Origin of the sequence: Streptomyces roseifaciens, assembly GCF_001445655.1 — a bacterium.
Lineage (GTDB): Bacteria > Actinomycetota > Actinomycetes > Streptomycetales > Streptomycetaceae > Streptomyces > Streptomyces aureoversilis.
This window is the reverse complement of record NZ_LNBE01000006.1, coordinates 271,688-298,377: the sequence shown is the minus strand read 5'-3', so window position 1 is coordinate 298,377 and position 26,690 is coordinate 271,688. Positions and strand designations below refer to the sequence as shown.

The following is a 26,690-nucleotide window of genomic DNA, read 5'->3' as shown; positions in this document are numbered from 1 at the left end:
GGGTTCGGAGCAGGAAGGTCTCCTACGGGCCGCGCGCGGCCCGATTCACCCCAGGGTGGTGGTTCCCCGGTTCCCAGAACTTGCCGGCGTATCAGGTGGTGCTGTGCCCGCGGGATTCGGCGAAGGCGCACGGCGCAGCGCCTCTTGCGGCGTTGCGACAACCGCGCTCCGTTATCGAACGTTAATAGACATGCCGGGTGGATTCCAAGCCGAACGCCCGAATCCACCGATGCCCTCGGGCACGTCTTCACAGGATGTGCGCCCACGGAACCTGTCGATACTTTCTACGAAATGCTGTTCGATCCGCTCGCCGCGCCGGATCGCCAACAGCGCCATGTCATCCGCGGCCTGACCCCCCGAATGGCGCGCGACGTCCGCGACCAGGGCGTCCAGCAGTGCGTCCGGGTTCTTGAACCGACAGCCCGTCAGCCCGGCCCGGGGGTCGTAGAACGTACCGCCCTCGTCCCGCGCCTCGGTCACCCCGTCCGTCATCAGCAGCAGCATCGACCCCGCGGGAAACTCCCGCTCCTCCGCCCGGTCCGGCCACACCCCCAGCTCGCCCAGGCCGAGGGGCAGCGCGGGGACGGCGGGGTCGGCCACGCCGATGCGGCCGTCCGCGTGCAGCAGGAGCGGTGAGGGGTGGCCGCGGTTCAGCAGCCGGAAGACGGGCTCCCCCGGCGGCAGCTCCGCCAGTACGGCCGTGGTGAAGCCCTCGGACCGGTCCACGGCGTCGGCACGCAGGTTCGCCCGCCGCGCGCCCTCCCGCTGGAGCGCGTGTTCCAGCCGTCCCGCGAGACCCTCCAGCGTGGGCTCCTGCTCGGCCGCCTCCCGGAAGGCGCCGATCACCACGGCGACCGCCTCGACCGCGCCCAGACCCTTGCCGCGGACGTCGCCGACGATGACGCGTACGCCGTACGGGGTGTCCTGGACCGCGTACAGATCGCCGCCGATCCGGGCGTCGGCCTGGGCGGCGACGTAGCGCGCGGCCACGCGGAGGCCGCCGATCCGGGACGGTGGCGCGGGCAGGACGGCGCGCTGGGCCGCCTCCGCGATGCCCCGGGCGGAGGCGAGCTGCTGATCGCTGCGACGGGCGATGCGGTTGATGCCGAGCGCGACCAGGGAGACGGCACCGATGGTCGCGATCTCTACCAGCGCCTGACCGGTGTCGGACGGCCGGTGGTAGATCACGAGGCCGACCGCGACCGCGACGGCGGCCAGGGCGGCCGTGACCGTGGCGCGGAGGGTGTGCAGCGGCGCCGCGACGAGGGGCGCGGCGGAAAGGAAGGGGGCGCACGTGTAATGCGCGGGCGCCCCGAGATCGAAGAGCACGGCGCCGACGATCAGAACGGCCGGCAGCCTGCGGACGACCCGGCGAACAGCCCGGCGGGCAGAACGGCTCTCTCGCTTGCCCACCGCACTCTCTCCTGACCGGCAGTCCCGCACGTCAACGACCTCCCACCCTTCCGGGCGGGAGGTCGTCAGGCGAACGCTGCTGGGCCAACCGGGGAGGGAGGCCCCAGGAGAACGGCCCGGCGGGCAGGCCGGCGAACGGGCTGCCCGGCGAGCAAGCTGCCGGCGAGCAGCCCGGCGAGCGGGTTACGAGGCGCGGCGCTCCCGTGCGCCCCCGGTGCCCCGGCCGGCGCCGCCCCTGCCGGCACCGCGGCCGGAAGCCGCACCGGAAGCGCCACCGGACGCCCGGCCGGCACCCCGGCCGCCCGCGCCCCGGCCCGAACCGCCCGAACCGCCGGCACCACCGGAACCGTAGGACGACGAGGAAGAGGAAGCCGAGGAGGACGACGAGGACGACGCCCCGGAAGACATCTCCGTACGCACCCGGCCACGCCCGCCGCGGCCGCCGCGCGAGCCACGGGTGCCCCGGGAGCCGCGCGACCCGGCAGCAGCCGCAGCCCCACCGGCGGACCCGGCGCTCGCGCCGCCCCCGCCCGACCGCTTCCGCGGCGTCGACTGGGCCGGCACCGGCGGCGCGATGACCACCGGCACGCCGCTGGGCTGCTGGGCCCCGGTGATGCGGACGAGCTCCTCGTCCTCCGGGCCGACCGTCACGACGTTCGGGGAGATCTTGGCGGTGACCATCATGCGGCTCATCTCGCGCCGCTGCTCGGGCAGCACGAGCGTGACGACCGTGCCGGACTCGCCCGCGCGGGCCGTACGGCCGCCGCGGTGCAGGTAGTCCTTGTGGTCCATGGGCGGGTCGACGTTCACGACGAGGTCGAGGCCGTCGATGTGGATGCCGCGCGCGGCCACGTTCGTGGCGATCAGCGCGGTGACCTCCTGCGTGCGGAAGAGGTCCAGGGTGCGGTTGCGCTGCGGCTGGCTCTTGCCGCCGTGCAGGGCGGCGGCGCGCACGCCCTCGGACAGCAGCTTCTTCACCAGGCGGTCGGCGCCGCGCTTGGTGTCCACGAACATGATCACGCGGCCGTCGCGGGCGGCGATCCGGGTGACCGTGTCCTTCTTGTCCGTCTCGGTGACGTGCAGCAGGTGGTGGTCCATCGTGACGACCGCGCCCACCGACGCGTCGACGGAGTGCGTCACCGGGTCGGTGAGGAAGCGGCGGACGAGCCGGTCGACGTTGCGGTCGAGGGTCGCGGAGAACAGCATCCGCTGCCCCTCGGGGTCGACCTGGTCCAGCAGCTTGGTGACCTGCGGCAGGAAGCCCATGTCGGCCATCTGGTCGGCCTCGTCCAGGACCGTGATCCGCACGTCGCCGAGCTTGCAGTCACCGCGCTGGATGAGGTCCGCGAGCCGCCCGGGGGTGGCGACGAGCACCTCGGCGCCGCGCGCGAGCGTCTGGGCCTGCCGGCCGATGGACATGCCGCCGACGACCGTGGCCGTCCGCAGGTTCACGGCGGTGGCGTACGGGGCGAGCGAGTCGGTGACCTGCTGCGCGAGCTCGCGGGTGGGGACGAGCACGAGGGCGAGCGGGCGGCCGGGCTCGGCGCGGCGGCCGGCCGTACGGGCCAGCATGGCCAGGCCGAACGCGAGGGTCTTGCCGGAGCCGGTGCGGCCGCGGCCGAGGACGTCACGGCCGGTGAGCGAGTTGGGCAGCGTCGCGGCCTGGATCGGGAACGGCTCGGTGACGCCCTCGCGGGTCAGCGTGGAGAGCAGGCCGGCGGGCATGTCCAGGTCGGCGAAGGACGCCACCGGCGGCAGCGCCGGAGTGGTGCTGACCGGGGTCTCGAAGTCGCCCTGGGGGGCGGCGGGCCTGCGGCGCGAGGACTGGGCGCCGACGCGGCCCTGCTGGGAGCTGCGGTTCTGCTGAGCACCGCGGTTCTGCTGGGGTCCGCGGGGGCGAGCGGGGCGGGCGGAGCGAGTCATACGGGTGGGACCTTCCCTCAATGGGGGTGGCACGCCCGAAAGGGAGACTTCGCATCGCGAGACCGTCCGGAACGAGAACGGTCGGACGGCGGAAAAGCCTGGGCGCGCTGGTGCGGGACGACGGCCGGCACGCGGGCGCCGGCCGGCGCAGGGGCAGCAATGGGGCCCGCACCCCGAGGTGCGGGCCCCATTGCCTGGTGCTTCATGCGGAGCCCGGGGCCGTCGTCAGACGGACCGGGCGGGCATCATCGTCAGGCAGCGACGATGTTCTCGGCCTGCAGGCCCTTCTGGCCCTGCGTGACGTCGAAGGAAACCTTCTGGCCCTCGAACAGCTCACGGAAGCCGTTGGAGGCGATGTTCGAGTAGTGGGCGAAGACGTCGGGGCCGCCGCCGTCCTGCTCGATGAAGCCGAAGCCCTTTTCCGAGTTGAACCACTTCACGGTGCCAGTAGCCATGTCTATCTCCTTAGTGGATGCAAATGGGCCCCACACCGGACAAAGACCGGCAAAAACAAAAATGCGCCCTCGGTTCACATAACCGTCAGGCGCACACGAGTTCATGGGTACCACAACTGAAACGTCAGTTAAGCGTAGCACACGTCGGCGGCCCCCGTTTCACCCGCCCGCCGACGGTGCGCAGCCCCGCGGCAGCCCGGTGCCGCTACAGCTCCACGCCCTGGGAACGGGCGTGGCGGTCCGCCGCCACCTCGGCCTCCGCCTCGTCCAGATAGACCTCGCAGACCAGCCGGCCGTCGGTGTTCATGTTGTGCTCCAGCTCCCACAGGCTGAGCTCGCCACCGCCCTCCAGCAGGAAGGCGTGCTCGTAGAAGCGGCACCAGGTGGCGTCGCGACCGGGGCCCCGGCGGCGCGGCTTGGTGATCAGCGCGATGTGGTGGCCGAGCGCCCCCTGGAGCAGCTCGCGCACCACCTCGCCGGGCCCGTCCTCGTTCTCCGCGCGCCGCAGCAGCCGCCGGGCGTGGTCGGGCGAGGCGTCGGAGACGTACTCCCGGCGGGGCTGCGTCGGCCCCATGGCCAGCAGCAGCTCCTCCGCCAGCCAGGCCGGCAGCTCCTCGGTCTCGCTGCCGGGGCCGATGCCGCCGCCGATCCGGTCGTGCACGCGCCGCTCGGCCCGGTCGAGAGCGTCCTCGTCGGCGTACAGCTCGTAGAGGAAGACGTCCTCCGGACCCGTGTTGTGCTCCAGCTCGAACAGCAGCAGGCTGCTCCCGTCCGCCAGGAGGAACACATGGCGGTACGAATTGCAGCGGAGGGGACGCCGGTCGTCATTGCGCTGGCGGTACGAGCGGAGCTCGGCCTGATGCATCAGCGCCGTCCGCAGCCGGCCGAGCATCCGCTCGTCGATCTCGAAGCCGTTCTGCGCCCGCCCCAGCAGCGCCTCCGCATGCTCGATGGGCGTGGTCTCGGCTCCCGCCGGCCCGCCCCGTCCCTGGCCGTGCTCTGTGCGCCCCCTGTGCGCCCTGTACGCCGGGCTCTGGTTCCCCCACTCTTCTCGCTCGCTTCCGCTGCCGTTCTCACCCGCTCGCGAGTTCTCCATGCCTCCGACCTCCCGGACCTCGCCGCGCCCACCCCGCGCACTTACCGTAGCGGCGCGAACACGGGACGGGGGCGGGGTTTCGGGGAACTGGGTGCGCAGAGGTCCGGGCACGCGGGGGGCGTCCAGCGGTGGCTCGGGGGGTGGGGCGTGCGCGTGCCGTGCGCCCCCCTGGCCCGGCGGGCCCCGGCGGGCCCCGGCGGAGCCGGAGCCACCTTCTCCACCGAGCCGGCGCTACTCCTCCACGGGCTGCTCGCCCACGGGCTCCGGCTCCACTGGCTACCCCTCCACGGACTTCGGCTTCACGGGCTTCGGCGTCACGATCGGGAACACCGGGTCCGGATAGGTCAGATAGCCGAAGACGGTGTCCGCGGCGGCCTGGTCGTCCACCTCGATGCCGTTCCCGACCGCCGCGTCGAAGTTCTTCTTGAAGTCGACGCCCTGCGTCAGCACCTCGTCGAGCACCGCTCGCGAGAGGGTGATGGTCGCCTGCGGCTTGCCCGCGAGGAGGTCCTCCCCGTCGACGTACACGAGCACGCCGTTGCGCAGGGTCGTGGTGCACTGCCGGCCGGTGCCGTTGAACACCCAGCGCAGCACGATCGGCGACCGCTGCTCCGCGGCGGCCCGGGGCCCGTCCACGCTCTTGGCCATCGCCGAGAAGATCTGCTCCAGGGACATGCTCTTCACGAGGTCCGAAGCGCCGTGCGGAGTGGGCTTCTCCGGTCCGCTGCGGAGCTCCTTGGCGCCGGTGAGGTAGAAGTTGCGCCAGGTGCCGTTCTCCGCGCCGTAGCCCAGCTGGGTCATGGCGTCGGCCTGGAGGGCCTTGGCGGCGGCCAGGACCCCGGCCGGGACGAGGGACGGGTCCTCGGGGTCCGCGGAGGCGAAGATGACGTGGTTGAGCAGCTCCAGGACCCAGCGGTACTGCGGCTGCTCCGCCTCGTACGCCTGCCGCGCGCTCCGTACGACCTCCTCCGCACCGCCCATCGCCCGCACGTACCGGGCACCGGCCTCGACCGGGGGCAGCTCCCAGAGGTGGGCGGGGTTGCCGTCGAACCAGCCCATGTAGCGCTGGTAGACCGCCTTGAGGTTGTGGCTGAGCGAGCCGTAGTAACCCCGGTCGTACCAGTGGCCGCCCAGGCCCGGCGGCAGCTCCCGGAGCTTCTCCGCGATCTCGATCCCGGTGTAGCCGTCATTGAGCAGGCGCAGGGTCTGGTCGTTGAGGTAGCCGTACATGTCCCGCTGGTTCGCGAGGAATTCGAGGATGTTCTCCTTGCCCCAGCGCGGCCAGTGGTGGGAGGCGAATTCGACCTCGGTGTGCTCGCCGAAGGTCTGGATGGCCTGGGTGAGGTACTTCGACCACGCGTGGGCGTCCCGGACCTGGGCGCCGCGCAGGCTGAGGATGTTGTGCATGGTGTGCGTCGAGTTCTCGGCCATGCAGAGGGTGCGCAGCTCGGGGAAGTAGAAGTTCATCTCCGCCGGGGCCTCGGTGCCCGGGGTGAGCTGGCAGATGATCCGGACCCCGTCCACGAACAGCCGGTACAGGCCCGGCCGCCACGGGATGACGTCCTCGGGGCCCCACTTGTCCTCCGGGGTGGGCCGGTGGTGCGTGCCGCCCACGTAGTCGGTCGGCGGGACGAGCGTGACCTCGCCGGTGGAGATCGTCAGTCCGAGGCCGGATCCCACCTGCCCGCCGGGGCTCTTGTCGAGGCCGGCCGCGTACATGTAGCCCGCGCGGCGGCTCATGGCCGGGCCCGCGTAGACGTTCTCGCTGACGGCGTGTTCCAGGAAGCCCTCGGGCGCGTAGACCTTCAGGTCGGGCGCCATCACGTCCTTGGTGTCGTCGAACAGGCCGCGGGAGCCGCCGAAGTGGTCGACGTGGCTGTGGGTGTAGATGATCGCGGTGACGGGCCGGTTGTCGTCGCACGTCTCGCGGTAGAGCCGCAGGGCGTGCCGCGCGGTCTCGTAACAGGCGAGCGGGTCGATGACGACGATGCCCCGGTCGCCCGTCACGATCGTCATGTTGGACAGGTCGTAGCCGCGGACCTGGTAGATGGTCCGGCCGTTCGAGGCGGCGACGTGGAAGAGGCCGGCGACGGCGGTGAGCCGGCCCTGCCGCCACAGGCTCGCGTTGACGGACGGCGGCGGTACGTCCTCGCCGTCCTCGAGGAACTGGTAACCGGAGAAGTCCCACACGACGCGCTTGCCGTCGCGGGAGGGGATGACGGGAAGGTCGCGCGGCGGCACGGCCAGCAGCCCGCGCGTGGCGTCGGCGAAGTCGCCGGTGCTGGGCGGAATGGTCTCGGTGATCCCGCGGTTCGCCTCGACGACGGCCGCGGACGGCTCGACGGGCCCGGTGGGCTCGGTGGGCTGCTGCGACCCGGCGTTCTCAGGCATACGACGTTCCTCCTTGGGACATGCGGAAGCTCCGCGTGTGCGACGGAAGAGTGGTGCGTGTGGTGCCGTACGGGTGCAAGGTGCGACATCGACGCTATGAAGCGGTGGAACGTTGCACAAGGAACACGATCAAGCCAGGAAGCCGGGGACGGAAGACGGTCCGGAACAGGGCCGGAAGAGGGCAGGAACAGGCCGGGAAGAGGCCAGGAATGCGGAAGCGCCCCGCCCGGCAAGAACCGGGCGGGGCGCTCCTTCGCAGGTCAGAGGGGGTTTCCCTCGCCCGCATCGCGTAGGCCGTGTGGGACTCGAACCCACAACCAATGGATTAAAAGTCCACTGCTCTGCCAATTGAGCTAACGGCCCGCACCCCGCAGCATAGCCCGGCCGACCGCGTTATCCCGAGTCGTTATGGCCGATGCGTCGGACGGGAGTGCAGACGCAGCGGGGCCCGTACGCCACCGAAGTGCCGTACGGGCCCCAAATCACCTGCGGTTATCAGCCGTTGCGCTTCCAGCGCGGCTTGTCGTCGCGGCGGCCGAAGGAACCGGCGCCACCACGGTGGTCGTCGCGGCGGCCGTTCGGGCGGTCGTGGCCGCCGGAGCGGAAGCCGCCGCCGGCCGGACGGTCGTCACGACGGTCGCGGTTGAACGGACGGTCGCTGCCGCCGGAGCGGAAGCCGCCGCCGTGCGAGGGGCGGTCGTCGCGGCGGAAACCACCGGACGGACGGTCGTCGCGACGGAAGCCGCCACCGCGGTTGTCGTCACGACGGTCATCGCGACGCTCGTCACGACGGAAACCACCCGACGGACGGTCATCGCGGCGGAAGCCACCGGAGCGGTTGTCGTCACGACGCTCGTCACGGCGGAAACCACCGGACGGACGGTCGTCACGGCGGAAGCCGCCACCGCGGTTGTCGTCACGACGGTCATCGCGACGCTCGTCACGACGGAAACCACCCGACGGACGGTCGTCACGGCGGAAGCCACCGCGCTCGTCGTCGCGACGCTCGTCACGGCGGAAACCACCGGACGGACGGTCATCGCGGCGGAAGCCGCCACCGCGGTTGTCGTCACGACGGTCGTCACGACGGAAACCACCGGAGCGGTTGTCGTCGCGGCGGTCGTCGCGACGGAAGCCACCGCGGTCGTCGCGGCGCGGCGCGAAGTTGCCCCGCTCGTCGCGGCGCTCGTGCGCGGGCGCGGCCTGCGCCGGGACGGACGCGGCGGCAGCGGCCTCCTCCTCGGCCTTGGCCTCGGTGGCGGCGGCCTCGGCGGCAGCCGCGACGGCGGCCTCCGGGTCCTCGCCGCGCTCGCGGGCGGCGCGCGCCAGGAGGCGGTCGGCCTCGTCGCGGAGCTCGGAGGCGCGGCGCTGCGCGCGCTCCAGCTGACGGGTCAGGTCGGCCAGGTCGCGCTCGGCCTGCTTGGCGGCGTTGGCCGCGGAGTCGGCCTGGACCTCGGTGAGGGAGCGGGCGCCGGTGATCTTGGCGACGTCCTCGTCGAAGGCGCCGGCACCGCCGACGATGTGGCGCGAGGCGTCGACGCCCGCGTCCTCCATCAGGCGGAAGATCTGCTTGCGCTGGTGCGGCAGGGCCAGGGAGACGACCGTGCCGGACTGGCCGGCGCGGGCCGTACGGCCGGAGCGGTGCAGGTAGTCCTTGTGGTCACCGGCGGGGTCGACGTTGAGGACCAGGTCGATGCCGTCGACGTGGATGCCGCGGGCGGCGACGTCGGTGGCGACCAGGCAGTTCACGTAGCCGGCCTTGAAGTCGTCGAGGACGCGGCTGCGGGCGCCCTGGGTCATGCCGCCGTGCAGGGCGTCGGCGCGGACGCCGGCGTCCAGCAGCTGCTCGGCGACGCGGTCGGCGCCCAGCTGGGTGCGGACGAAGATGATGGTGCGGCCCTTGCGGGCGGCGATGGCGGCGGTGACCGGCGCCTTGTCCTTCGGCTTCACGACGAGGACGTGGTGGGTCATGGTGGTGACGGCACCGGCGGAGGGGTCGACCTCGTGCGTGATCGGGTTGACCAGGTAGCGCTTGACGAGGGTGTCGATCTCGTTCTCCAGCGTGGCGGAGAACAGCAGGCGCTGGCCGCCGGCCGGCACCAGGTCGAGGATCTCGGTGACCTCGGGCAGGAAGCCCATGTCGGCCATCTGGTCGGCCTCGTCGAGGACGGCGACCTGGACCTTGTCGAGCGAGGCGGCGCCGCGGTTGATGATGTCGCGCAGACGGCCCGGGGTGGCGACGAGGATGTCGACGCCGCGCTCCAGGGCGTAGATCTGGTTGCCCATGGACGTACCGCCGCAGACGACCTTCATCTTCAGGCCGAGCACGTCGCCGTAGGGCTGGAGGGCGTCCGCGACCTGCATCGCGAGCTCACGGGTCGGGGTGAGGATCAGGCCGCGGGGGCGCTTCTTCTCGGTGTGGCCGCCGGCCAGGGTGGACAGCAGCGGCAGACCGAAGGAGAGGGTCTTGCCGGAGCCGGTGCGGCCGCGGCCGAGGATGTCCTTGCCGGCCAGGGCGTCCGGGATGGTCGCGGCCTGGATCGGGAAGGGGGTGGTGACACCGTTCTGCGCGAGCTTGCGGACGATCGCGTCGTCCAGGCCGAGGTCACCGAAGGTGATCGTCGGCTCGGCGGGCTCGGCGGCGGCGTCGGTGTCGACGGCCTCGGCGGCGGTGTCGGAGGAGGCGAGATCCGCGGTGGTCTCCGCGGTGACGGCGTCCGCCTCGGCGACGATCTCGTCGCTCGCGGGCATGACGGTCTGCTCAGTGGAAATGGACATGCGAAATGCGAAACCTTCCGGAGTTTCGGCACGCGCCCAAGCTCCGTGTCGGCTTCACAAATGACCGCCTCGATGCGGTCAGCCACGGCAAGGTAAGGAACGCGCCACACGGCGCGCTTCTGTTAGGCGCCGGGCAAATGGGATCAAACGATCTACCACCATACGCACTCACCACCGCCGGACGCAACCCGCAGTCCCCGTCCGGCGGCATGGCCTACGCCACAGGGCCCGCCGCCTGGGGGCCCGGCTGGGGCGACGGGGGCGCCGAGGAGGCGGGGGGCTGGGTGACGGGCGGCTGCGGCGTGGGGGTCGTCGGCTGGGGCGCCGGCTGGGTGGGAGCGGGCGGGTGCCCGGGCGGAGGAGCCGTGCCGGCGCCGCTGCCCGGCTGCTTCGCCTTCTTGCCCGGCTTGCCGGGGTGGGCGTCCGGCGAGGCCCCGGCGGGCGAGGCCGAGGGCGTCGCCGTCGAGGACGGGCTGGCGGCGCTCTTCGCCGACGGGCTGCCGCTCGCCCCCCGCGCCGAGCGCGCGTCCGCCTGCCCCGGCCGCCCGCCCGGGAGCCGCACCCCGCCGTCCGGCTCCGGCCCCGCCTCGCGCTGCTTGCCCGCACCCGGCGACGGAGCGGGCCGCTCCGGGTCGCTCACGCTCATGCACCCCCCGAGGGCCAGGGCCGCGACGGCGACGGCCGCGATCCGGGTGACGGCTGCGCGGGGTGAGGTGGGGGGCATCGGGGACCGCCTTAGGGCTACGGGTCGCATCGGCGACGCGTACAGGCCGCATCGGCAACGCATGAAACAGGCGTCCTGCCCAACTGGGACCGCCCCGCACAGGACACGCGCGGCACGCGGTCACCTGACCGGCTCTTTACCCGCCCACCCACAGCGGATCTTCATCCGTCGCCGGCCCCGCCCCGCGGCCGAGCCCGTGCGCTGACCCGCTCACCCGTACCCGAGCCCGTGCGCTCACCCGTACCCGAGCGCGTGCAGCCGCTCGTCGTCGATGCCGAAGTGGTGGGCCACCTCGTGAACCACCGTCACCTCGGTCTCCTCCACCACTTCCTCCCTGGAGGAGCACAGCCGCAGCGTCGGCCCGCGGTAGATGGTGATCCGGTCCGGCAGGACACCCGCGTACCACTCGCCGCGCTCGGTCAGCGGCGTCCCCTCGTAGAGGCCGAGCAGCTCCGGGTCCTCCGCCGGCGGCTCGTCCTCGACGAACACCGCGACGTTGTCCATCAGCCGCGTCAGCTCCGGCGGGATCCGGTCCAGGGCCTCGGCGACCAGTTCCTCGAACTCCTCGCGCGTCATCTCCAGCACGCTCGCCATTGTCCGGCACGTCCCTCCGTACGGCCCCTGCGCCGCCCCTGTCCGTCCTGTCGCGCCGCCTCCGTCCACCCCGTCGCAGCGCCTCCGGGAAACCGTTTTGGCGTTCCCCCTCTCCATCCCATATGCTTCTCACGTCCCCGAGGCGCTGCGAAGCGCCCAGGTGGGCCATCAGCCCTCATCGTCTAGTGGCCCAGGACGCCGCCCTTTCAAGGCGGTAGCACGGGTTCGAATCCCGTTGGGGGCACGCTTTACCGTGTGCGAGACTAGTGCTCGCACATAGCAAGGTCCTGTGGAGCAGTTTGGAGTGCTCGCCACCCTGTCAAGGTGGAGGCCGCGGGTTCAAATCCCGTCAGGACCGCTGCAAGCACCTCGGTGCTTGCGTGGCTGGGTAGCTCAGTTGGTACGAGCGTCCGCCTGAAAAGCGGAAGGTCGCCGGTTCGACCCCGGCCCCAGCCACAGTGAGCCCCTCGTCTTCGACGAGGGGCTCAGTGCTTTTCCGGGGCCCATTGCCTTCCGACGTGCGGATGCGCCCCGGAGTGAGCCCTCCCGGTGCCCGCGGGGGCGCCACCGCGCCCCTAAATGGGTTCGCCGCTTCCCGGCGCGTGGTGCGATCCTGGACTTCGTATGTCTACGCAGCCTGCCGCCCCCGCCGCCTTCGCCGACCTCGCCGCCCGCCTGCCCGAGCTGACGCTGCGCGACGCGCAGCGCCTGGGGCGGCGGCTCGACGGGGCCCGCCGCATCCGCAAGCCCGAGGCCCGTGCGGCCGTCCTGGCCGAGATCACGGCAGAGGTCGACACGGCCGAGCTCCGCGTCGCGGGCCGCCGCGCCGCCGTGCCGGCCGTCACCTATCCCGAGCAGCTCCCGGTCAGCCAGAAGAAGGACGAGATCCTGGCGGCGATCCGCGACCACCAGGTCGTGATCGTCGCGGGCGAGACCGGCTCCGGCAAGACCACCCAGATCCCCAAGATCTGCATGGAGCTCGGCCGCGGCGTCCGGGGCCTGATCGGGCATACCCAGCCCCGCCGGATCGCCGCCCGCACGGTCGCGGAGCGCGTCGCGGAGGAGCTGCGCACCCCGCTGGGCGAGGCGGTCGGCTGGAAGGTCCGCTTCACCGACCAGGTCGGCGAGGACACGCTGGTCAAGCTGATGACGGACGGCATCCTGCTGGCCGAGATCCAGACGGACCGCGAGCTGCGCCAGTACGACACGATCATCATCGACGAGGCGCACGAGCGCAGCCTCAACATCGACTTCATCCTGGGCTATCTCGCCCAGCTGCTGCCGCGCCGCCCCGACCTCAAGGTCGTCATCACCTCGGCCACCATCGACCCCGAGCGGTTCTCGCGCCATTTCGGCGAGGCGCCGATCATCGAGGTCAGCGGGCGCACCTATCCGGTGGAGGTGAGATACCGGCCGCTGCTGGAGGAGAATTCCGGCGATTCCGACCGCGATCAGATCACGGCCATCTGTGATGCGGTGGAGGAGCTGCAGCGCGAGGGCGACGGCGACATATTGGTCTTCCTCTCCGGCGAGCGGGAGATCCGCGACACCGCGGACGCACTGGAGAAGAAAAAGCTCCGGTTCACCGAGATCCTGCCGCTGTACGCCCGGCTCTCGCACGCCGAGCAGCACCGGGTCTTCCAGCGCCACACGGGCCGCCGGATCGTCCTCGCGACGAACGTCGCGGAGACGTCCCTGACGGTGCCCGGCATCCGCTACGTGATCGACCCCGGTTTCGCCCGGATCTCGCGCTACAGCCACCGCACCAAGGTCCAGCGGCTGCCGATCGAGGCGGTCTCCCAGGCCAGCGCGAACCAGCGCAAGGGCCGCTGCGGCCGTACGTCGGACGGCATCTGCATCCGGCTGTATTCCGAGGACGATTTCCTCGCCCGCCCGGAGTTCACGGACGCGGAGATCCTCCGTACGAACCTGGCCTCCGTCATTCTGCAGATGACCGCGGCCGGGCTCGGTGACATCGAGAAGTTCCCGTTCATCGACCCGCCGGACCGCCGCAACATCAAGGACGGCGTCGACCTGCTGGTCGAGCTGGGGGCGCTGGATCCTCAGCAGAAGGACCCGAAAAAGCGGCTCACGCAGCTGGGCCGCAAGCTCGCCCAGCTCCCGGTGGACCCGCGGCTGGCCCGCATGGTCCTGGAGGCCGACCGCAACGGCTGCGTCCGCGAGGTCATGGTCATCGCGGCCGCGCTGTCCATCCAGGATCCGCGCGAGCGGCCCTCGGAGAAGCAGGCGCAGGCCGATCAGCAGCACGCCCGCTTCAAGGACGAGACGAGCGACTTCCTCGCCTTCCTGAACCTGTGGCGCTACGTGCGCGAGCAGCAGAAGGCGCTGTCGTCGTCGGCGTTCCGGCGCATGTGCAAGTCGGAGTTCCTGAACTACCTGCGCATACGCGAATGGCAGGACATCTACTCGCAGCTGCGGACGGTCGCGAAGTCCATGGGCGTCCACATGGCCGAGGAGGACGCGGCCCCGGACCGGGTGCACCAGTCGCTGCTGGCCGGTCTGCTCTCGCACATCGGGCTGAAGGACACCGAGAAGAACGATTACCTGGGTGCCCGCAGCGCGAAGTTCGCCGTGTTCCCGGGCTCGGCGCTGTTCCGCAAGCAGCCGCGCTGGATCATGTCGGCGGAGCTGGTGGAGACCTCGCGGCTGTGGGCGCGGGTCAATGCCAAGGTGGAGCCGGAGTGGATCGAGCCGCTCGCCCAGCACCTGGTGAAGCGCAATTACAGCGAGCCGCACTGGGAGCAGAAGCAGGCGGCCGTCATGGCGTACGAGCGGGTGACGCTGTACGGCGTGCCGATCGTCGCCCAGCGGAAGGTCAATTACGGGCGGATCGACCCGGAGACCAGCCGCGAGCTGTTCATCCGCAACGCCCTGGTCGAGGGCGACTGGCGGACGCACCATCAGTTCTTCCAGGACAACCGCAAACTGCTCGGCGAGGTCGAGGAGCTGGAGCACCGCGCCCGCCGCCGGGACATCCTGGTGGACGACGAGACGCTCTTCGACTTCTACGACCAGCGGCTGCCCGAACACATCGTCTCGGGTGCGCACTTCGACTCGTGGTGGAAGCACAAGCGGCGCGACGAGCCGGAGTTGCTGAACTTCGAGCAGTCGATGCTCATCAACGAGAACGCCGAGGCCGTCACCAAGGACGACTATCCGGATTCCTGGCGGCAGGGCCGGCTGAAGTTCAAGGTGACGTACCAGTTCGAGCCCGGCGCGGACGCGGACGGCGTGACCGTCCACATTCCGCTGCAGGTGCTGAACCAGGTCTCGGCCGAGGGCTTCGACTGGCAGATCCCGGGGCTGCGCGAGGACCTGGTGACGGAGCTGATCCGTTCCCTGCCCAAGCCGATCCGCAGGAACTACGTGCCGGCGCCGAATTTCGCCAAGGCCTTCCTGGACCGTGCCGTCCCGCTGCAGGAGTCGCTGACGGTCACGCTGGCGCGCGAGCTGCACCGGATGACGGCGGTCCGGCTGGACCCGGAGGACTTCGACCTGGGCAAGGTCCCCGAGCACCTGAAGATCACTTTCCGGGTCGTCGACGAGCGGCGCCGCAAGATCGCCGAGGACAAGGACCTGGAGGCGCTGCGGCTGCGGCTCAAGCCGAAGACGCAGGCGGCGATCTCCAAGGCCTTCGAGCAGGCCGCAGGGGCCGCCAAGGCCGGCGGCACCGGCGGCGGCGCCCCGGAGCAGCGCTCGGGGCTCACGTCCTGGACGGTGGGCACCCTGCCGCGCACCTTCGAGACGCGGCGGGCAGGCCAGCCGGTCAAGGCGTATCCGGCGCTGGTGGACGAGGGCTCCTCGGTCGCGGTGCGGCTCTTCGACACCGAGCCGGAGCAGCGCGAGGCCATGTGGCGGGGCACCCGCCGGCTGATCCTGCTGAACCTTCCGTCCAACCCCGCGAAATTCGCCCAGGACAAGCTCGGCAACCAGCAGAAGCTCGCCCTGTCGCGCAATCCGCACGGCTCCGTCCAGGCCCTCTTCGAGGACTGCGTCTCGGGTGCGGCCGACAAGCTGATGGCGGCGCACGGCGGGCCCGTCTGGGACGAAGAATCCTTCCGCAAGCTCTTCGACGCGGTACGGGCGGACATCGTGGACGCCACGCTGGACGCCATCCGCAAGGTGCAGGAGGTGCTGGCCGCCTGGCAGGCGTGCGAGCGCCGGCTGAAGGGCACCACGAGCCTGTCGCTCATGTCCTCGCTGTCGGACGTCAAGGAGCAGCTGGCGGGGCTCATCAAGCCCGGCTTCGTCACCGCCCACGGCGTGCGCAGGCTGCCGGACCTGCTGCGCTATCTCGTGGCGGTCGACCGGCGACTCACCCAGCTGCCCTCCAACGCCGACCGGGACCGCGCCCGGATGGCGAAGGTGAAGGAGATGCAGGACGAGTACGCGTGGCTGCTGGAGCAGTTCCCCAAGGGGCGCCCGGTGCCCCAGGAGGCGCTCGACATCCGCTGGATGATCGAGGAGCTCCGCGTGAGCTACTTCGCCCACGCCCTGGGGACGGCGCACCCGGTCTCGGACAAGCGGATCGTGAAGGCCATCGATCAGCTGGCGCCCTAGGGGGCGCAGGGGTGCGGGCGGGCCGCCGCCGCGGTGCGGGACCCGTTCGGGGGCCGCTTCCGAGATCGGGTTCGACCGCACCCCCTGACCTGCTGTAGAGTCTGTTTCGCAAGCCCGCGAGAGCGGCAAGCAAGCAAGGTCCTGTGGAGCAGTTTGGAGTGCTCGCCACCCTGTCAAGGTGGAGGCCGCGGGTTCAAATCCCGTCAGGACCGCATCGGTTGAAGGCCCGGATCCCTCAGGGATCCGGGCCTTCTCGCATTCGACCTTGACTGGGACACGTGCCAGGGGTACCCAGACAGTGGAGGTGCTGCGCTCCATGACGACAACCACCACCCGGACCCAGGCCAAGCGGACCGAGAGCATCAGGCACGAGACGAGGGCGCTGCTGCGCGCCCATCTGTCCGCCGCCTCGGGCGCCTCGGGGTATCGCCATCTGACCCGTCACTGCGCCGTGTGCCACCGGCTGCTGCGGCTCGCCCAGGAGGCCGCGGCGGGGCCTGTGCCCGAGCCCAGGGGCGCCGGGGAGGCCGGGGCGGCTTCCGGGTGACCAACGGCGCCTGATCCGGCGGCAGTCGGCCGCAGAGCGGATGCGCGTGTTGCTCACCGGGCTCTTTACCGCAGCGGCACGATGAGTGACAAGCACGTCGCACTGTGATGGGAGTCACCGAAAGAGTTTCCCGACCGAGGGAACTTACCCCTGGCCTACAACGGGTCAATTTAATATGTGCAATTGCACTCCACCCGAAAGGGTGGGCTCGCGGGTCCGTACGGGTGCGTTGCCGGCGTCCGCTGCCCACAGTCGGGCACGGCCGTCGAGGGCCGCTCGAGGTGGCGTGCGGGCATAAAAAGATCGCGCTGGACCCGGCGGAGTCCAGCGCGATCGACGACTCGCCCAAGTCGGTGGGCTTCGGACCTGTTGGGGCAGGTACCGGTCGCTTGTAGCCAGATGGTGCTTCAGATGGAGCTAGCTGGGCGCAGGCCGGGTTGGGGGCCCCGGAAAACGCCCGGTGATGCGGTTGTTCAGGCCTCGCTGCGCTGCTGCGGAATGCCCGCCAGCAGGGCGCGGACCTCCGCTTCGCGGTAACGGCGGTGTCCTCCGAGCGTGCGGATGGACGTGAGCTTGCCAGCCTTGGCCCAACGGGTGACCGTCTTCGGGTCCACGCGGAACATCGTGGCAACCTCAGCCGGGGTCAGCAGCGGCTCGGCATCAGGGGTGCGAGCGGTCATGAGCGGCCTCCTCGGGAGAACCTGACGTGGAGTCGGTTCTTTCCTCTAAATTCTGCACCTTGACCCGCGTTGCCCGAAATGGCGGACGCGGGCCGAGTCGGTTATAGGACGAACGGCTTGTCCTCGGCACTACAACTACACCATCTGTCCAGCCACGTCGGCCAAACCGATGGAATTGCCCTCTCAGGTGTTCAACCTCGACGGAAGCCGATGGACCATGCCATAGCGGACAGTCACGCCACCGTGACGATCAGTCACAGCGGGATCAGGGGTCACCAGACCCGCCAAGGAGTGCAATACCGATCAATCCGCCCGTAGTTGGACGGAAGGAGCCCTTCCCGGACTCCTTGTCCTATTTTGCCACGCGGATGGGCGATGGGCGCAAGACCTGACGAAAGTGCGTTAGGTCACGGTTGCCGCAATGGCCCGGATCGGGACCTAGGTCCCGGGGCTTCTCGCACCAAGACTTCAATTGGCGTACTGCCGGTTGCGTACGGCGCTCCAGCGCTCCGTCAAGCGCTCGTACGCCCTCCCCGCGCGCACCCCATCCCCCGCGCGCAACGCCGCGAGCCCCTCCGCCGTGTCCCCGGCGGAATGATCCTCGGCGAGCCGGTCCTCGGGCACCATGTGCACCAGACCGCCGTAGTCCAGCTCCACCAGGGAACGCGGGTGGAACTCCTCGAGCCACCGCCCCACGTCCACCAGGCCGTCGATCAGCGGACCCTCGTCGATGGCGTCCTTGAGCGTGCGCAGCCCCCGGGCCACCCGGCGTCTGGCCTGCACCATCGGCGTGCGGTAGCGCAGGACGAGCCCGTCCCGGCCCGCCTGCCCGCCGCCCCGGCCCGGCTCCCCGTCCCCCGCGTACTCGGCCGTCTTGCCGTACTCGCGCTCCTCGTCCGAGAAGAGCACGAACCAGCGCAGCGGCACCTGCCAGGTGGCCGTGCGGATCCACGGCCGGGCGTCGGGGTTGCGCTCCTGCCAGCGCTCGTAGTCGGCCTCCGCCTGCCGGCGCACCACCGGCGGCAGCGCCGCGTCCAGGACCGGCGCGGGCAGGGTCTCGGACAGCTCCCCCAGCGCCAGCCAGCCGCGCAGCCGGGTGCGCCAGGGGCAGACGCACAGCACGCCGTCCTGGACGGTCACGAAGGCGTCGCCGCTCTCGTGCACCGGCACCGGCACGGGCGGGGTGGGCAGGAGGTCGGCGAGCGAGCGCCGGAGCTCGTCCTGGGCGCAGGGGAGCGCCTCACGCCGGGCGTAGCGCTCCCAGTGCGTGCGCTCCGGCTCCGGAAATGCGCCCAGCGGCTCGTAAACCCGCAGGTACGCCGCGTACGGGACAGTCACCGACGAAGCCGAGCCCACACGTGCTCCCCTCAAACCGCAGGACACTGCAGGGAGTTGCCGAACCCTCCCCGTACCGTGCAAATCGTCCCATGGCACCGCTCCCCGGGAGAGTGATCCTCCGCACGGGACCGGCTGCCCGGGCCGACAGGTCTTACCCTCTTGCCAACCGGCCCTCCACCACCCCCGGAGGGCAACCTCCGCGACATATGGAGTCACCACAGTGACTGACGTACGTCCCACCGATGAAGCTGACGGCGTGCTGCACACATTGTTCCGGTCGGATCAGGGCGGCCACGAGCAGGTCGTCCTCTGCCAGGACCGCGAGAGCGGCCTCAAGGCCGTGATCGCCATCCACTCCACCGCCCTGGGCAACGCCCTCGGCGGCACCCGGTTCTACCCGTACGCCTCCGAGGAGGCCGCGGTGCTGGACGCCCTCAACCTCTCCCGCGGCATGTCCTACAAGAACGCGCTGGCGGGCCTGGATCACGGCGGCGGAAAGGCCGTGATCATCGGCGATCCCAACCAGATCAAGACCGAACAGCTCCTGCTTGCCTACGGTCGCTTCGTGGCCTCCCTCGGCGGCCGCTACGTCACCGCCTGCGACGTCGGCACCTACGTCCAGGACATGGACGTGGTCGCCCGCGAGTGCCGCTGGACCACCGGCCGCTCCCCCGAGAACGGCGGCGCCGGCGACTCCTCGGTGCTCACCGCCTTCGGCGTCTTCCAGGGCATGCGCGCCGCCGCACGGACCCAGTGGGGCGAGCCGACGCTGCGCGGCCGCCGGGTCGGCGTCGCGGGTGTCGGGAAGGTCGGTCACCACCTGGTGGAGCATCTGGTCGAGGACGGCGCGGAGGTCGTGATCACCGACGTCCGGACGGAGGCCGTCGAGCGCATCGTGGCCCGCCACCCGCAGGTCACCGCGGTGACGGACGCCGGCGTCCTGGTCCGCACCCCGCTCGACGTCTACGCCCCCTGCGCCCTCGGCGGCGCCCTGGACGACGACACGGTGGCGGCCCTGACCGCGAGCGTGGTCTGCGGCGCGGCCAACAACCAGCTCGCCCACCCCGGCGTCGAGAAGGACCTCGCGGACCGCGGCATCCTCTATGCGCCCGACTATGTGGTGAACGCCGGCGGAGTGATTCAGGTCGCGGACGAACTGCACGGGTTTGATTTCGACCGCGCAAAGGCCAAGGCGAACCAGATTTTCGACACGACTCTGGCCATATTCGATCGGGCCAAGGCCGACGGCATTCCGCCCGCCGCCGCTGCCGACCGGCTGGCCGAGCAGCGCATGGCGGAGGCCCGGGCAGCCGCCGGAGCGTAGCTACCGCCCGGTAGAACCGTCCGGTAAGGGCGCTTTACGCACGACGGGTGACCGCTCGGCGGACACCGCGTGGCCGGCCGGGCGGGCCGAGCGCCCCTAGCGGTCCCTACAGCCCCGTCCGATGAGGTGGTGAGCGAGACATCTCTCACCACCCATCGGCGGGTCGGGGCACAAGACACGTTAAAATCGCAGCTGACCAGCGGGGACGGGGCTCCCCTAGGGTTGTGCTGCGTGGCACGTCATGCGGGCGACGTACCGTATGGCCGCGGAAGCAGGTACCGTTGAAGCCCTACAGGCCGGATCCCTCCACGGGGGTCCGCTCTGACTCATGAACGTGAACGCGTGTCAAGACTCTGGGGCCGTCGAGCCCCGTCATTGAGGGGGTCGAGCCATGGGGCGCGGCCGGGCCAAGGCCAAGCAGACAAAGGTCGCCCGCCAGCTGAAGTACAACAGCGGCGGGACCGACCTCTCACGTCTGGCCAATGAGCTGGGCGCATCGCCGACGAAGCAGCCGCCGAACAGCGAGCCGCTCGAAAAGGACGATGAGCTGGATGACGACCCGTACGCTCAGTACGCGAGTCGTTACAACGACGATGAGGACGAGGACGAGCAGGCTCCGTCCGACTCTCCTTACCGTCGCCGCGCTTGACGCTGTAACTCCCACCGACCCGGTTCGAGGCCCGACCTCGGACCGGGTTCTGTGCTGCCCGGACGCTGTGCGCCGTGCCGGTGCACGGCTGAGCCGCCGCCCGGCTGCGGGCCGCTCGTGCCCACCTGTGCCGGGCCGCCTGCGCCCAGTCGTGCCGCCTCAGCGGCACGACTGCCCACATGCGGCCGTGCGCATCAGCTCGCGTAGTCACCGGTCAGAGCCACGGCCTCGGCGTGATCGCCGCGCTCGGTGATCGCACCCGCGACCCAGGCGTCGACGCCCCGGTCGGCGAGGACCGAGAGGGCCACGTCCACGGACTCCTGCGGCACGACCGCCATCATGCCGACGCCCATGTTCAGCGTCTTCTCCAGCTCCAGCCGCTCGACCCCGCCGAGCCGGCCCACCGTGTCGAACACCGCGCCCGGCGTCCAGGTCGCCCTGTCGACGGTGGCGTGGAGGTGGTCCGGGACGACCCGGGCCAGGTTGTTGGCGAGACCGCCGCCGGTGATGTGCGAGAAGGCGTGCACCTCGGCCGTGCGGGTGAGCGCCAGGCAGTCCAGCGAGTAGATCCTGGTGGGCTCCAGCAGCTCCTCGCCGAGGGTCCGGCCGAACTCCGGAACCTCACGGTCCAGCTCCCAGCCGGCCCGGTCGAAGAGCACATGGCGGACCAGTGAGTACCCGTTCGAGTGAAGTCCGGACGAGGCCATCGCGATGACGACGTCACCCGTACGGATGCGATCGGCGCCCAGCACCCGGTCGGCCTCGACCACACCGGTGCCCGCACCGGCCACGTCGAACTCGTCCGGCCCGAGCAGCCCGGGGTGCTCGGCGGTCTCGCCGCCGACCAGCGCGCAGCCCGCGAGCACACAGCCCTCGGCGATGCCCTTGACGATGGCGGCGACCCGCTCGGGGTAGACCTTGCCGACGCAGATGTAGTCGGTCATGAACAGCGGCTCGGCGCCGCAGACGACCAGGTCGTCCACGACCATGCCGACCAGGTCGTGGCCGATGGTGTCGTAGACGCCCATGCGGCGGGCGATGTCGACCTTCGTGCCGACGCCGTCGGTCGCGGAGGCCAGGAGGGGCCGCTCGTACCGCTTGAGCGCGCTGGCGTCGAAGAGCCCGGCGAAACCGCCGAGGCCGCCGACGACCTCCGGGCGGGTGGCCTTCTTGACCCACTTCTTCATCAGCTCGACGGCGTGATCGCCCGCTTCGATGTCGACGCCCGCGGCTGCGTAGCTGGCACCGGTGGTCTCAGACATGAGTTTGAGAACTTTCGTGTCGTTCGGTACTGCGGAGGCGTTTACGGACGACGGAGCGCATCGGCGGCATCCGTGCCACCGGCCAGCTCGGTCTCCAGGAGCTGCTTGCCGAGCAGCTCGGGGTCGGGGAGCGCCATGGGGTACTCGCCGTCGAAGCAGGCGCGGCAGAGGTTCGGCTTGGCGATGGTGGTCGCCTCGATCATGCCGTCGAGGGAGATGTACGCGAGGGAGTCCGCGCCCAGCGACCGGCCGATCTCCTCGACGCTCATGCCATTGGCTATCAGCTCGGCGCGGGTGGCGAAATCGATGCCGAAGAAACACGGCCACTTCACCGGCGGGGAGGAAATCCGCACGTGCACCTCGGCGGCGCCCGCCTCGCGGAGCATCCGGACGAGTGCGCGCTGGGTATTGCCGCGGACGATGGAATCGTCGACGACGACCAGGCGCTTGCCCTTGATGACTTCCTTGAGCGGATTGAGCTTGAGCCGGATGCCGAGCTGGCGGATGGTCTGGCTCGGCTGGATGAAGGTCCGGCCGACGTAGGAATTCTTGACCAGGCCGGTGCCGTACGGAATGCCGCTGGCTTCCGCGTATCCGACGGCGGCAGGGGTGCCGGATTCCGGGGTCGGTATCACCAGGTCGGCGTCGACCGGGGCCTCGGCGGCGAGCCGGCGGCCCATTTCCACACGGGAAAGGTAGACGTTCCGGCCCGCGATATCGGTGTCCGGGCGGGCCAGGTACACGTACTCGAAGACGCAGCCCTTGGGGCGGGCCTCGGCGAAGCGGCTGGTGCGCACGCCGTGCTCGTCGATGGCGATGAGCTCGCCGGGCTCGATCTCGCGGACGAACGTGGCACCGCAGATGTCCAGTGCGGCCGTCTCGGAGGCCACCACCCAGCCGCGCTCCAGGCGGCCGAGGACCAGCGGGCGGATGCCCTGCGGATCACGGGCGGCGTAGAGCGTGTGCTCGTTCATGAAGACGAGACAGAAGGCGCCCTTGACGTCGGGAAGGACCTTGGCGGCCGCCTCCTCGATGGTCAGCGGCTTGCCCTCGGCGTCGGTCTGGCCCGCGAGGAGGGCCGTGACCAGGTCGGTGTCGTTGGTCGCGGCGACCTGGGTGGCACGGCCGTTCTCCCGGGGGAGGGCCGCGACCATCTCGGCCAGCTCGGCGGTGTTGACCAGGTTGCCGTTGTGACCCAGGGCGATCGAGCCGTGGGCGGTCGCCCGGAAGGTCGGCTGGGCGTTCTCCCACACCGAGGCTCCGGTGGTGGAGTAGCGGGCGTGACCGACCGCGATGTGGCCCTGGAGAGAGCCGAGGGAGGTTTCGTCGAAGACCTGGGAAACCAGTCCCATGTCCTTGAAGACGAGGATCTGGGAGCCGTTGCTCACTGCGATGCCCGCGGACTCCTGTCCACGGTGCTGCAGCGCATACAGCCCGAAATAGGTGAGTTTGGCGACCTCTTCACCCGGAGCCCAGACACCGAAGACGCCACATGCGTCCTGGGGGCCCTTCTCACCGGGGAGCAGGTCGTGGCTGAGTCGTCCGTCACCACGAGGCACACCTTGAGTCTATGGCAGGGAGGAGGTTCATCCGAACCGGGGACGACCGGTGATGCCTCACACCACGCACAGCCACTCGGCGCGCACAGCGAATCACCTTTCGGGGGTCTTTTGTTCATTCCACCAAAGGGAGTTGCGCGGAGATGTCCGCGCGTTCGCCGCTCGCGCTGATCGCCGCGGCGTCCAGGGCGGTCGCCCAGTCCGTACGGCCGGTGGCCAGGCGCAGCCAGGTGAGCGGATCGGTCTCGACGACGTTGGGCGGGGTGCCGCGGGTGTGCCGGGGCCCCGCCACGCACTGGACGACCGCGAAGGGCGGGATGCGGACCTCCACGGAGCCGCCGGGGGCCTTGGCCGCGAGGGCGTCGGCGAGCAGGCGGGTGGCATTGGCCAAAGCCTGGCGGTCGTAACGGATCTCGGTGCCGAGAGCCGCGGCGAGATCGTCCGTGTGGACGGCCAGCTCCACGCAGCGGGTGACCAGGAAGTCGTCCAGCCGGATCGCGCCGGAGGGGGCGGCCAGGAGGCGGTCCGGCGGGGTGGCGGCGGCCAGGGCGGCGAAACGGTCCGCCACGCCGTCCAGGAGGGGGATCAGGGCGGTGTCCGCGCCACCGGCGCCGGCCTCGGCGCCCGCGGGCGTGATCACCCACTCCACGGCGGTGATCTCCCGCGCGGGCGGGGCGGATTCCTCGATCAGCCGGGCCACGAGGCCCACGCCCAGGGCGATGTGGGCGATCAGCTCGCGGACCGTGCACTCCCCCAGCCGCGTCGGCAGGGCCAGTTGCGCCTCGTCCAGGCCCGCGGCCGCTTCCCGTACGTGGGCGAGCTGGGCCGTGACGGCGGCGCGCACCTTGGCGGGGTCGTAGCTGCGGGGGCGGGGCTTGCGCTGGGCGGGAGGCATGGCTCCGACCCTATTCGGCGCCGGTCTTCCCGGTCCGCGCCGTGCCGGCGGAGGCCTCTCCGGCACCGGCCGGGAGCGACCCGAAGTCTCCGAGCCCGTGCTCGACCAGGGCGAATGCCCGCTCCGCCAGGGCGACGGCGCCGGGAAGGACCTCGTCCGCCGACTCGCCCGCGAACAGGCGCCGGTGGTTGTACTCATGGACGGCGTAGCGGACGCTCATCAGCTGGGCCGCGACCACGGGAGCGAGCTCGGCATCGGGCCCGTCCTCGGCGGCGGCCAGCTCCTCGGCCAGCAGCGTCTGGGCGCGGCGGACGTACTCGTGGGCGCGCACGAGAAGGGCCGGGGTCTCCTGGATCAGCCGGCGCACCTGGAGCACGTAGGGGTCGTCGCTCATGCCGACGGAGGCGTCGTGGGCGTGGAGCGCGGCCATGAAGTCCCTGCGGAAGGCGGCGACGGTGGACTCGCCGGGGTGCCGGTCGCGCACGGCGCGGGCGGCGTCCCCGATGTGCTCCTGCATGGGGCCGAGGACCAGATCCTCCTTGGAGGACATGTAGTTGAAGACCGTCATCTTCGAGACTTCGGCGGCCAGAGCGACCTCGGCGACCGACACCTGGTCGTAACCGCGCTCCAGGAACAGCTTGGCGGCGGTCTTCCAAAGCGTGCGCCGGGTCTGGATCTTCTTGCGCTCGCGCAGGCTCAGCCCTTCGGTCATGCCCCGACTGTACCAGGATGAAACTTTGACCAGGCCGACAAACTTACCCGATAGAAGAATTGACTCGGTACATGTTGCCGGGGCATGGTGAGGGCGCGCCGCTTCCGACGGCGTCCGCGACCGACTCCGGAGGGGGAAGAAGGGTGCATTCATCCACAGCGACGGGGCAGTTGGCCCCGGAGCAAGGGCCTGCGGGAGGGGCTGCGGCGGGGGCTGCGGGCGCCCCGGCGCCGGGCGATCGGGCGGCCGGGCCCCGTATGACGGCAGGGCAGCGGAAGGTCGCCTTCGTCGTCTGCATGGCGACGATGCTCCTGGCCGTGCTCGACCAGAACATCGTTTCGGCCGTCACCGTCCCGATCGTGCGCGACCTCGACCCCGCACACGGCATCGACCGCGTCCCGTGGCTGATCAGCGCCTTCGCCCTCGCCTCGACCGCCGTCCTGCCCCTCTACGGCAAGCTGTGCGACACCCACGGCGCACGCCGGGTGTTCCTGGGCGCCGTCGCCGCCTTCCTCGCGGGCTCGGCGCTGTGCGGGGCCGCGCAGTCCATGGAGCAGCTCATCGCCTTCCGCGCCGTCCAAGGCATCGGCGGCGGAGGGCTGATGAGCGTCACCATGGTCGTGATCGCCCAGCTCAAGGCGGGCGAGGCCGCGGGTGGGAGCGCCGGCGGTCCCGGCGGCCGCGGCAAGGGGGGCGGCGCCGGTGTGGGCGGCATCGTGGCGGGCGCGGGCATGGCGCTCGGGCCCGTGCTGGGCGGCGTCCTCGCCGATCACGCCGACTGGCGCTGGGTGTTCTACGTGAACCTGCCCATCGGCATCGCCGTGATCGCCGCCGCGGCCGTCGTCCTCAAGCTGCCCCACCACGGCTCGCGCCACCGGATCGACTTCTTCGGCGCCGGCCTCGCGGCGGCCTTCTCCACGGCCCTGCTGCTCGTCACCGAGTGGGGCGGCAAGGAGTACGCGTGGGGCTCCCCCACCGTCCTGGGGCTGATCGCGGCGAGCGTGCTGCTGCTCGGCCTGTTCCTCCGGCGGCAGGCAACGGCGGCCGAGCCCGTGCTGCCCCTGTCGCTGTTCAAGATCCCTGTGCTGCGCATCTCGTTCGCGCTGCAGGCGCTCACCGGAATGGCCCTGATGGGCTCACTCGTCTACGTGATCGTCTACCTGCAGCTCGTGCGCGGCATCGCTGCCACGGACGCGAGCCTGTTCCTGCTCCCCATGGCCGCAGGAATCTCCGCCACGGGCATCGTCACCGCAAAGCTGGCGGCCCGCGGCTGGCCGCAGAAGACGTTCGTGGTCACCGGAACAGCCGTCTCGGCCGTGGCGATGGGGCTGCTCGCGACGCTGGGAACCGATACCGGCCTGTGGGTCGTCGGCACGGCGCTGCTGCTCCTCGGCGTGGGGTTCGGTCAGCTGCTCGGCCAGCTGATCCAGCTCACGCAGGAACACGCACCGGTCCGCCAACTGGGCGTGGCCACCACGGCGATCCGCTTCTTCCAGGCCCTGGGCGGCGCGCTGGGCGCCTCCCTGTTCGGCACGGTGCTGGCCCGGGTGTACGAGGCGAAGGGCCCCGGCGGCTCGGCGGGCCGCATAGCCTCGCTCGGCGGCGAGGCCCACGCCCAGGCGATACGGGCCTTCACCTCATCCGTCGACACGGTGTTCCTGTGTGCGGCCGGAGCGATGACGGTGGCCCTGCTGCTGGCGGTGCGCCTGCGGGTCCGGTGACCGGAGCTCTGCCCGGCGCCCGTCCCCCGACGGACCGGCCCCGGCGCT

The 26,690-nt window shown here is 71.1% G+C and carries 19 protein-coding genes, 5 tRNA genes and 1 riboswitch; of the genes, 9 read left to right on the top strand and 15 right to left on the bottom strand.

What is annotated here, in order from left to right:
* A riboswitch (cyclic di-AMP (ydaO/yuaA leader) is annotated at positions 1-99 on the bottom strand. This riboswitch is flagged as partial in the annotation.
* Between the two features lie 72 nt (positions 100-171).
* From AS857_RS35370 to AS857_RS35330, 9 genes are all read right to left on the bottom strand, one after another.
* Positions 172-1,413 (bottom strand): PP2C family protein-serine/threonine phosphatase, encoded by a 1,242-nt coding sequence (locus tag AS857_RS35370; RefSeq protein WP_063804441.1) that lies wholly within the window; start codon positions 1,411-1,413, stop codon positions 172-174.
* Positions 1,414-1,596: 183 nt separating this feature from the next.
* On the bottom strand, positions 1,597-3,336 hold the full coding sequence (locus AS857_RS35365; protein ID WP_058047548.1) for a DEAD/DEAH box helicase: 1,740 nt from the start codon (positions 3,334-3,336) through the stop codon (positions 1,597-1,599).
* Positions 3,337-3,587: 251 nt separating this feature from the next.
* Positions 3,588-3,791 (bottom strand): cold-shock protein, encoded by a 204-nt coding sequence (locus tag AS857_RS35360; RefSeq protein WP_030367061.1) that lies wholly within the window; start codon positions 3,789-3,791, stop codon positions 3,588-3,590.
* 205 nt (positions 3,792-3,996) lie between these two features.
* The gene (locus AS857_RS35355) at positions 3,997-4,887 is read right to left on the bottom strand and encodes a DUF6227 family protein (protein ID WP_245700777.1); all 891 of its coding nucleotides are present in this window, start codon (positions 4,885-4,887) and stop codon (positions 3,997-3,999) included.
* Positions 4,888-5,163: 276 nt separating this feature from the next.
* Positions 5,164-7,278 (bottom strand): alkyl/aryl-sulfatase, encoded by a 2,115-nt coding sequence (locus AS857_RS35350; protein WP_058047547.1) that lies wholly within the window; start codon positions 7,276-7,278, stop codon positions 5,164-5,166.
* A 290-nt stretch (positions 7,279-7,568) separates the two neighbouring features.
* Positions 7,569-7,641 (bottom strand) — tRNA-Lys (locus tag AS857_RS35345).
* A 132-nt stretch (positions 7,642-7,773) separates the two neighbouring features.
* On the bottom strand, positions 7,774-10,056 hold the full coding sequence (locus AS857_RS35340; protein WP_058047546.1) for a DEAD/DEAH box helicase: 2,283 nt from the start codon (positions 10,054-10,056) through the stop codon (positions 7,774-7,776).
* A gap of 214 nt (positions 10,057-10,270) precedes the next feature.
* Positions 10,271-10,780: a hypothetical protein gene (locus AS857_RS39725; protein WP_144440927.1), complete on the bottom strand. Its 510-nt coding sequence runs from the start codon at positions 10,778-10,780 to the stop codon at positions 10,271-10,273.
* Between the two features lie 234 nt (positions 10,781-11,014).
* On the bottom strand, positions 11,015-11,365 hold the full coding sequence (locus AS857_RS35330) for a metallopeptidase family protein (protein ID WP_058047578.1): 351 nt from the start codon (positions 11,363-11,365) through the stop codon (positions 11,015-11,017).
* A 180-nt stretch (positions 11,366-11,545) separates the two neighbouring features.
* Between AS857_RS35330 and AS857_RS35325 the strand changes: the two genes are divergently transcribed.
* The 6 genes from AS857_RS35325 (at position 11,546) to AS857_RS35300 (ending at position 16,502) form a co-directional block, all read left to right on the top strand.
* A tRNA-Glu gene (locus tag AS857_RS35325) sits at positions 11,546-11,618 on the top strand.
* Between the two features lie 39 nt (positions 11,619-11,657).
* Positions 11,658-11,732: transfer RNA gene (locus AS857_RS35320), tRNA-Asp, on the top strand.
* Positions 11,733-11,756: 24 nt separating this feature from the next.
* A tRNA-Phe gene (locus tag AS857_RS35315) sits at positions 11,757-11,830 on the top strand.
* Positions 11,831-11,998: 168 nt separating this feature from the next.
* Positions 11,999-15,955, top strand: coding sequence for an ATP-dependent RNA helicase HrpA (hrpA, locus tag AS857_RS35310; protein WP_058047544.1), 3,957 nt, complete (start codon positions 11,999-12,001; stop codon positions 15,953-15,955).
* A gap of 137 nt (positions 15,956-16,092) precedes the next feature.
* Positions 16,093-16,167, top strand: a tRNA-Asp gene (locus AS857_RS35305).
* Positions 16,168-16,271: 104 nt separating this feature from the next.
* Positions 16,272-16,502, top strand: a complete 231-nt coding sequence (locus AS857_RS35300; protein ID WP_058047577.1) for a DUF6274 family protein — start codon at positions 16,272-16,274, stop codon at positions 16,500-16,502.
* Between the two features lie 473 nt (positions 16,503-16,975).
* Here the strand turns inward: AS857_RS35300 and bldC are convergent, their stop codons facing one another.
* Positions 16,976-17,182 carry a developmental transcriptional regulator BldC gene (bldC, locus tag AS857_RS35295; RefSeq protein WP_003949541.1) on the bottom strand — a complete coding sequence of 69 codons (207 nt, stop codon included), beginning with the start codon at positions 17,180-17,182 and terminating at the stop codon, positions 16,976-16,978.
* A gap of 468 nt (positions 17,183-17,650) precedes the next feature.
* On the bottom strand, positions 17,651-18,538 hold the full coding sequence (locus tag AS857_RS35290; RefSeq protein WP_058047543.1) for a DUF8083 family protein: 888 nt from the start codon (positions 18,536-18,538) through the stop codon (positions 17,651-17,653).
* Positions 18,539-18,740: 202 nt separating this feature from the next.
* Here AS857_RS35290 and AS857_RS35285 point away from each other — a divergent pair, with 202 nt between their 5' ends.
* Positions 18,741-19,844, top strand: a complete 1,104-nt coding sequence (locus AS857_RS35285) for a Leu/Phe/Val dehydrogenase (protein ID WP_058047542.1) — start codon at positions 18,741-18,743, stop codon at positions 19,842-19,844.
* Between the two features lie 391 nt (positions 19,845-20,235).
* On the top strand, positions 20,236-20,493 hold the full coding sequence (locus AS857_RS35280) for a DUF3073 domain-containing protein (protein WP_058047541.1): 258 nt from the start codon (positions 20,236-20,238) through the stop codon (positions 20,491-20,493).
* A 194-nt stretch (positions 20,494-20,687) separates the two neighbouring features.
* Here the strand turns inward: AS857_RS35280 and purM are convergent, their stop codons facing one another.
* The 4 genes from purM to AS857_RS35260 all read right to left on the bottom strand — a co-directional run bounded on the left by purM (position 20,688) and on the right by AS857_RS35260 (position 24,921).
* Positions 20,688-21,755 carry a phosphoribosylformylglycinamidine cyclo-ligase gene (purM, locus tag AS857_RS35275; protein WP_058047540.1) on the bottom strand — a complete coding sequence of 356 codons (1,068 nt, stop codon included), beginning with the start codon at positions 21,753-21,755 and terminating at the stop codon, positions 20,688-20,690.
* Positions 21,756-21,796: 41 nt separating this feature from the next.
* On the bottom strand, positions 21,797-23,314 hold the full coding sequence (gene purF, locus AS857_RS35270) for an amidophosphoribosyltransferase (RefSeq protein WP_058047539.1): 1,518 nt from the start codon (positions 23,312-23,314) through the stop codon (positions 21,797-21,799).
* 115 nt (positions 23,315-23,429) lie between these two features.
* Positions 23,430-24,209: a maleylpyruvate isomerase family mycothiol-dependent enzyme gene (locus tag AS857_RS35265; RefSeq protein ID WP_058047538.1), complete on the bottom strand. Its 780-nt coding sequence runs from the start codon at positions 24,207-24,209 to the stop codon at positions 23,430-23,432.
* Between the two features lie 10 nt (positions 24,210-24,219).
* Complete coding sequence (locus AS857_RS35260) at positions 24,220-24,921, bottom strand: TetR/AcrR family transcriptional regulator (protein WP_058047537.1); 702 nt, start codon at positions 24,919-24,921, stop codon at positions 24,220-24,222.
* Positions 24,922-25,178: 257 nt separating this feature from the next.
* Between AS857_RS35260 and AS857_RS35255 the strand changes: the two genes are divergently transcribed.
* Positions 25,179-26,642, top strand: a complete 1,464-nt coding sequence (locus AS857_RS35255) for an MFS transporter (RefSeq protein WP_058047536.1) — start codon at positions 25,179-25,181, stop codon at positions 26,640-26,642.
* Positions 26,643-26,690: the final 48 nt, after the last annotated feature.

Coding starts and splice junctions, on each gene's coding strand:
- AS857_RS35365 (WP_058047548.1), bottom strand. CDS start 3,336: ATGACTCGCTCCGCCCGCCCCGCTCGCCCCCGCGGACCCCAGCAGAAC.
- AS857_RS35360 (WP_030367061.1), bottom strand. CDS start 3,791: ATGGCTACTGGCACCGTGAAGTGGTTCAACTCGGAAAAGGGCTTCGGC.
- AS857_RS35355 (WP_245700777.1), bottom strand. CDS start 4,887: ATGGAGAACTCGCGAGCGGGTGAGAACGGCAGCGGAAGCGAGCGAGAA.
- AS857_RS35350 (WP_058047547.1), bottom strand. CDS start 7,278: ATGCCTGAGAACGCCGGGTCGCAGCAGCCCACCGAGCCCACCGGGCCC.
- AS857_RS35340 (WP_058047546.1), bottom strand. CDS start 10,056: ATGTCCATTTCCACTGAGCAGACCGTCATGCCCGCGAGCGACGAGATC.
- AS857_RS39725 (WP_144440927.1), bottom strand. CDS start 10,780: ATGCCCCCCACCTCACCCCGCGCAGCCGTCACCCGGATCGCGGCCGTC.
- hrpA (WP_058047544.1), top strand. CDS start 11,999: ATGTCTACGCAGCCTGCCGCCCCCGCCGCCTTCGCCGACCTCGCCGCC.
- AS857_RS35300 (WP_058047577.1), top strand. CDS start 16,272: ATGACGACAACCACCACCCGGACCCAGGCCAAGCGGACCGAGAGCATC.
- bldC (WP_003949541.1), bottom strand. CDS start 17,182: ATGACCGCTCGCACCCCTGATGCCGAGCCGCTGCTGACCCCGGCTGAG.
- AS857_RS35280 (WP_058047541.1), top strand. CDS start 20,236: ATGGGGCGCGGCCGGGCCAAGGCCAAGCAGACAAAGGTCGCCCGCCAG.
- purM (WP_058047540.1), bottom strand. CDS start 21,755: ATGTCTGAGACCACCGGTGCCAGCTACGCAGCCGCGGGCGTCGACATC.
- AS857_RS35265 (WP_058047538.1), bottom strand. CDS start 24,209: ATGCCTCCCGCCCAGCGCAAGCCCCGCCCCCGCAGCTACGACCCCGCC.
- AS857_RS35260 (WP_058047537.1), bottom strand. CDS start 24,921: ATGACCGAAGGGCTGAGCCTGCGCGAGCGCAAGAAGATCCAGACCCGG.
- AS857_RS35255 (WP_058047536.1), top strand. CDS start 25,179: ATGACGGCAGGGCAGCGGAAGGTCGCCTTCGTCGTCTGCATGGCGACG.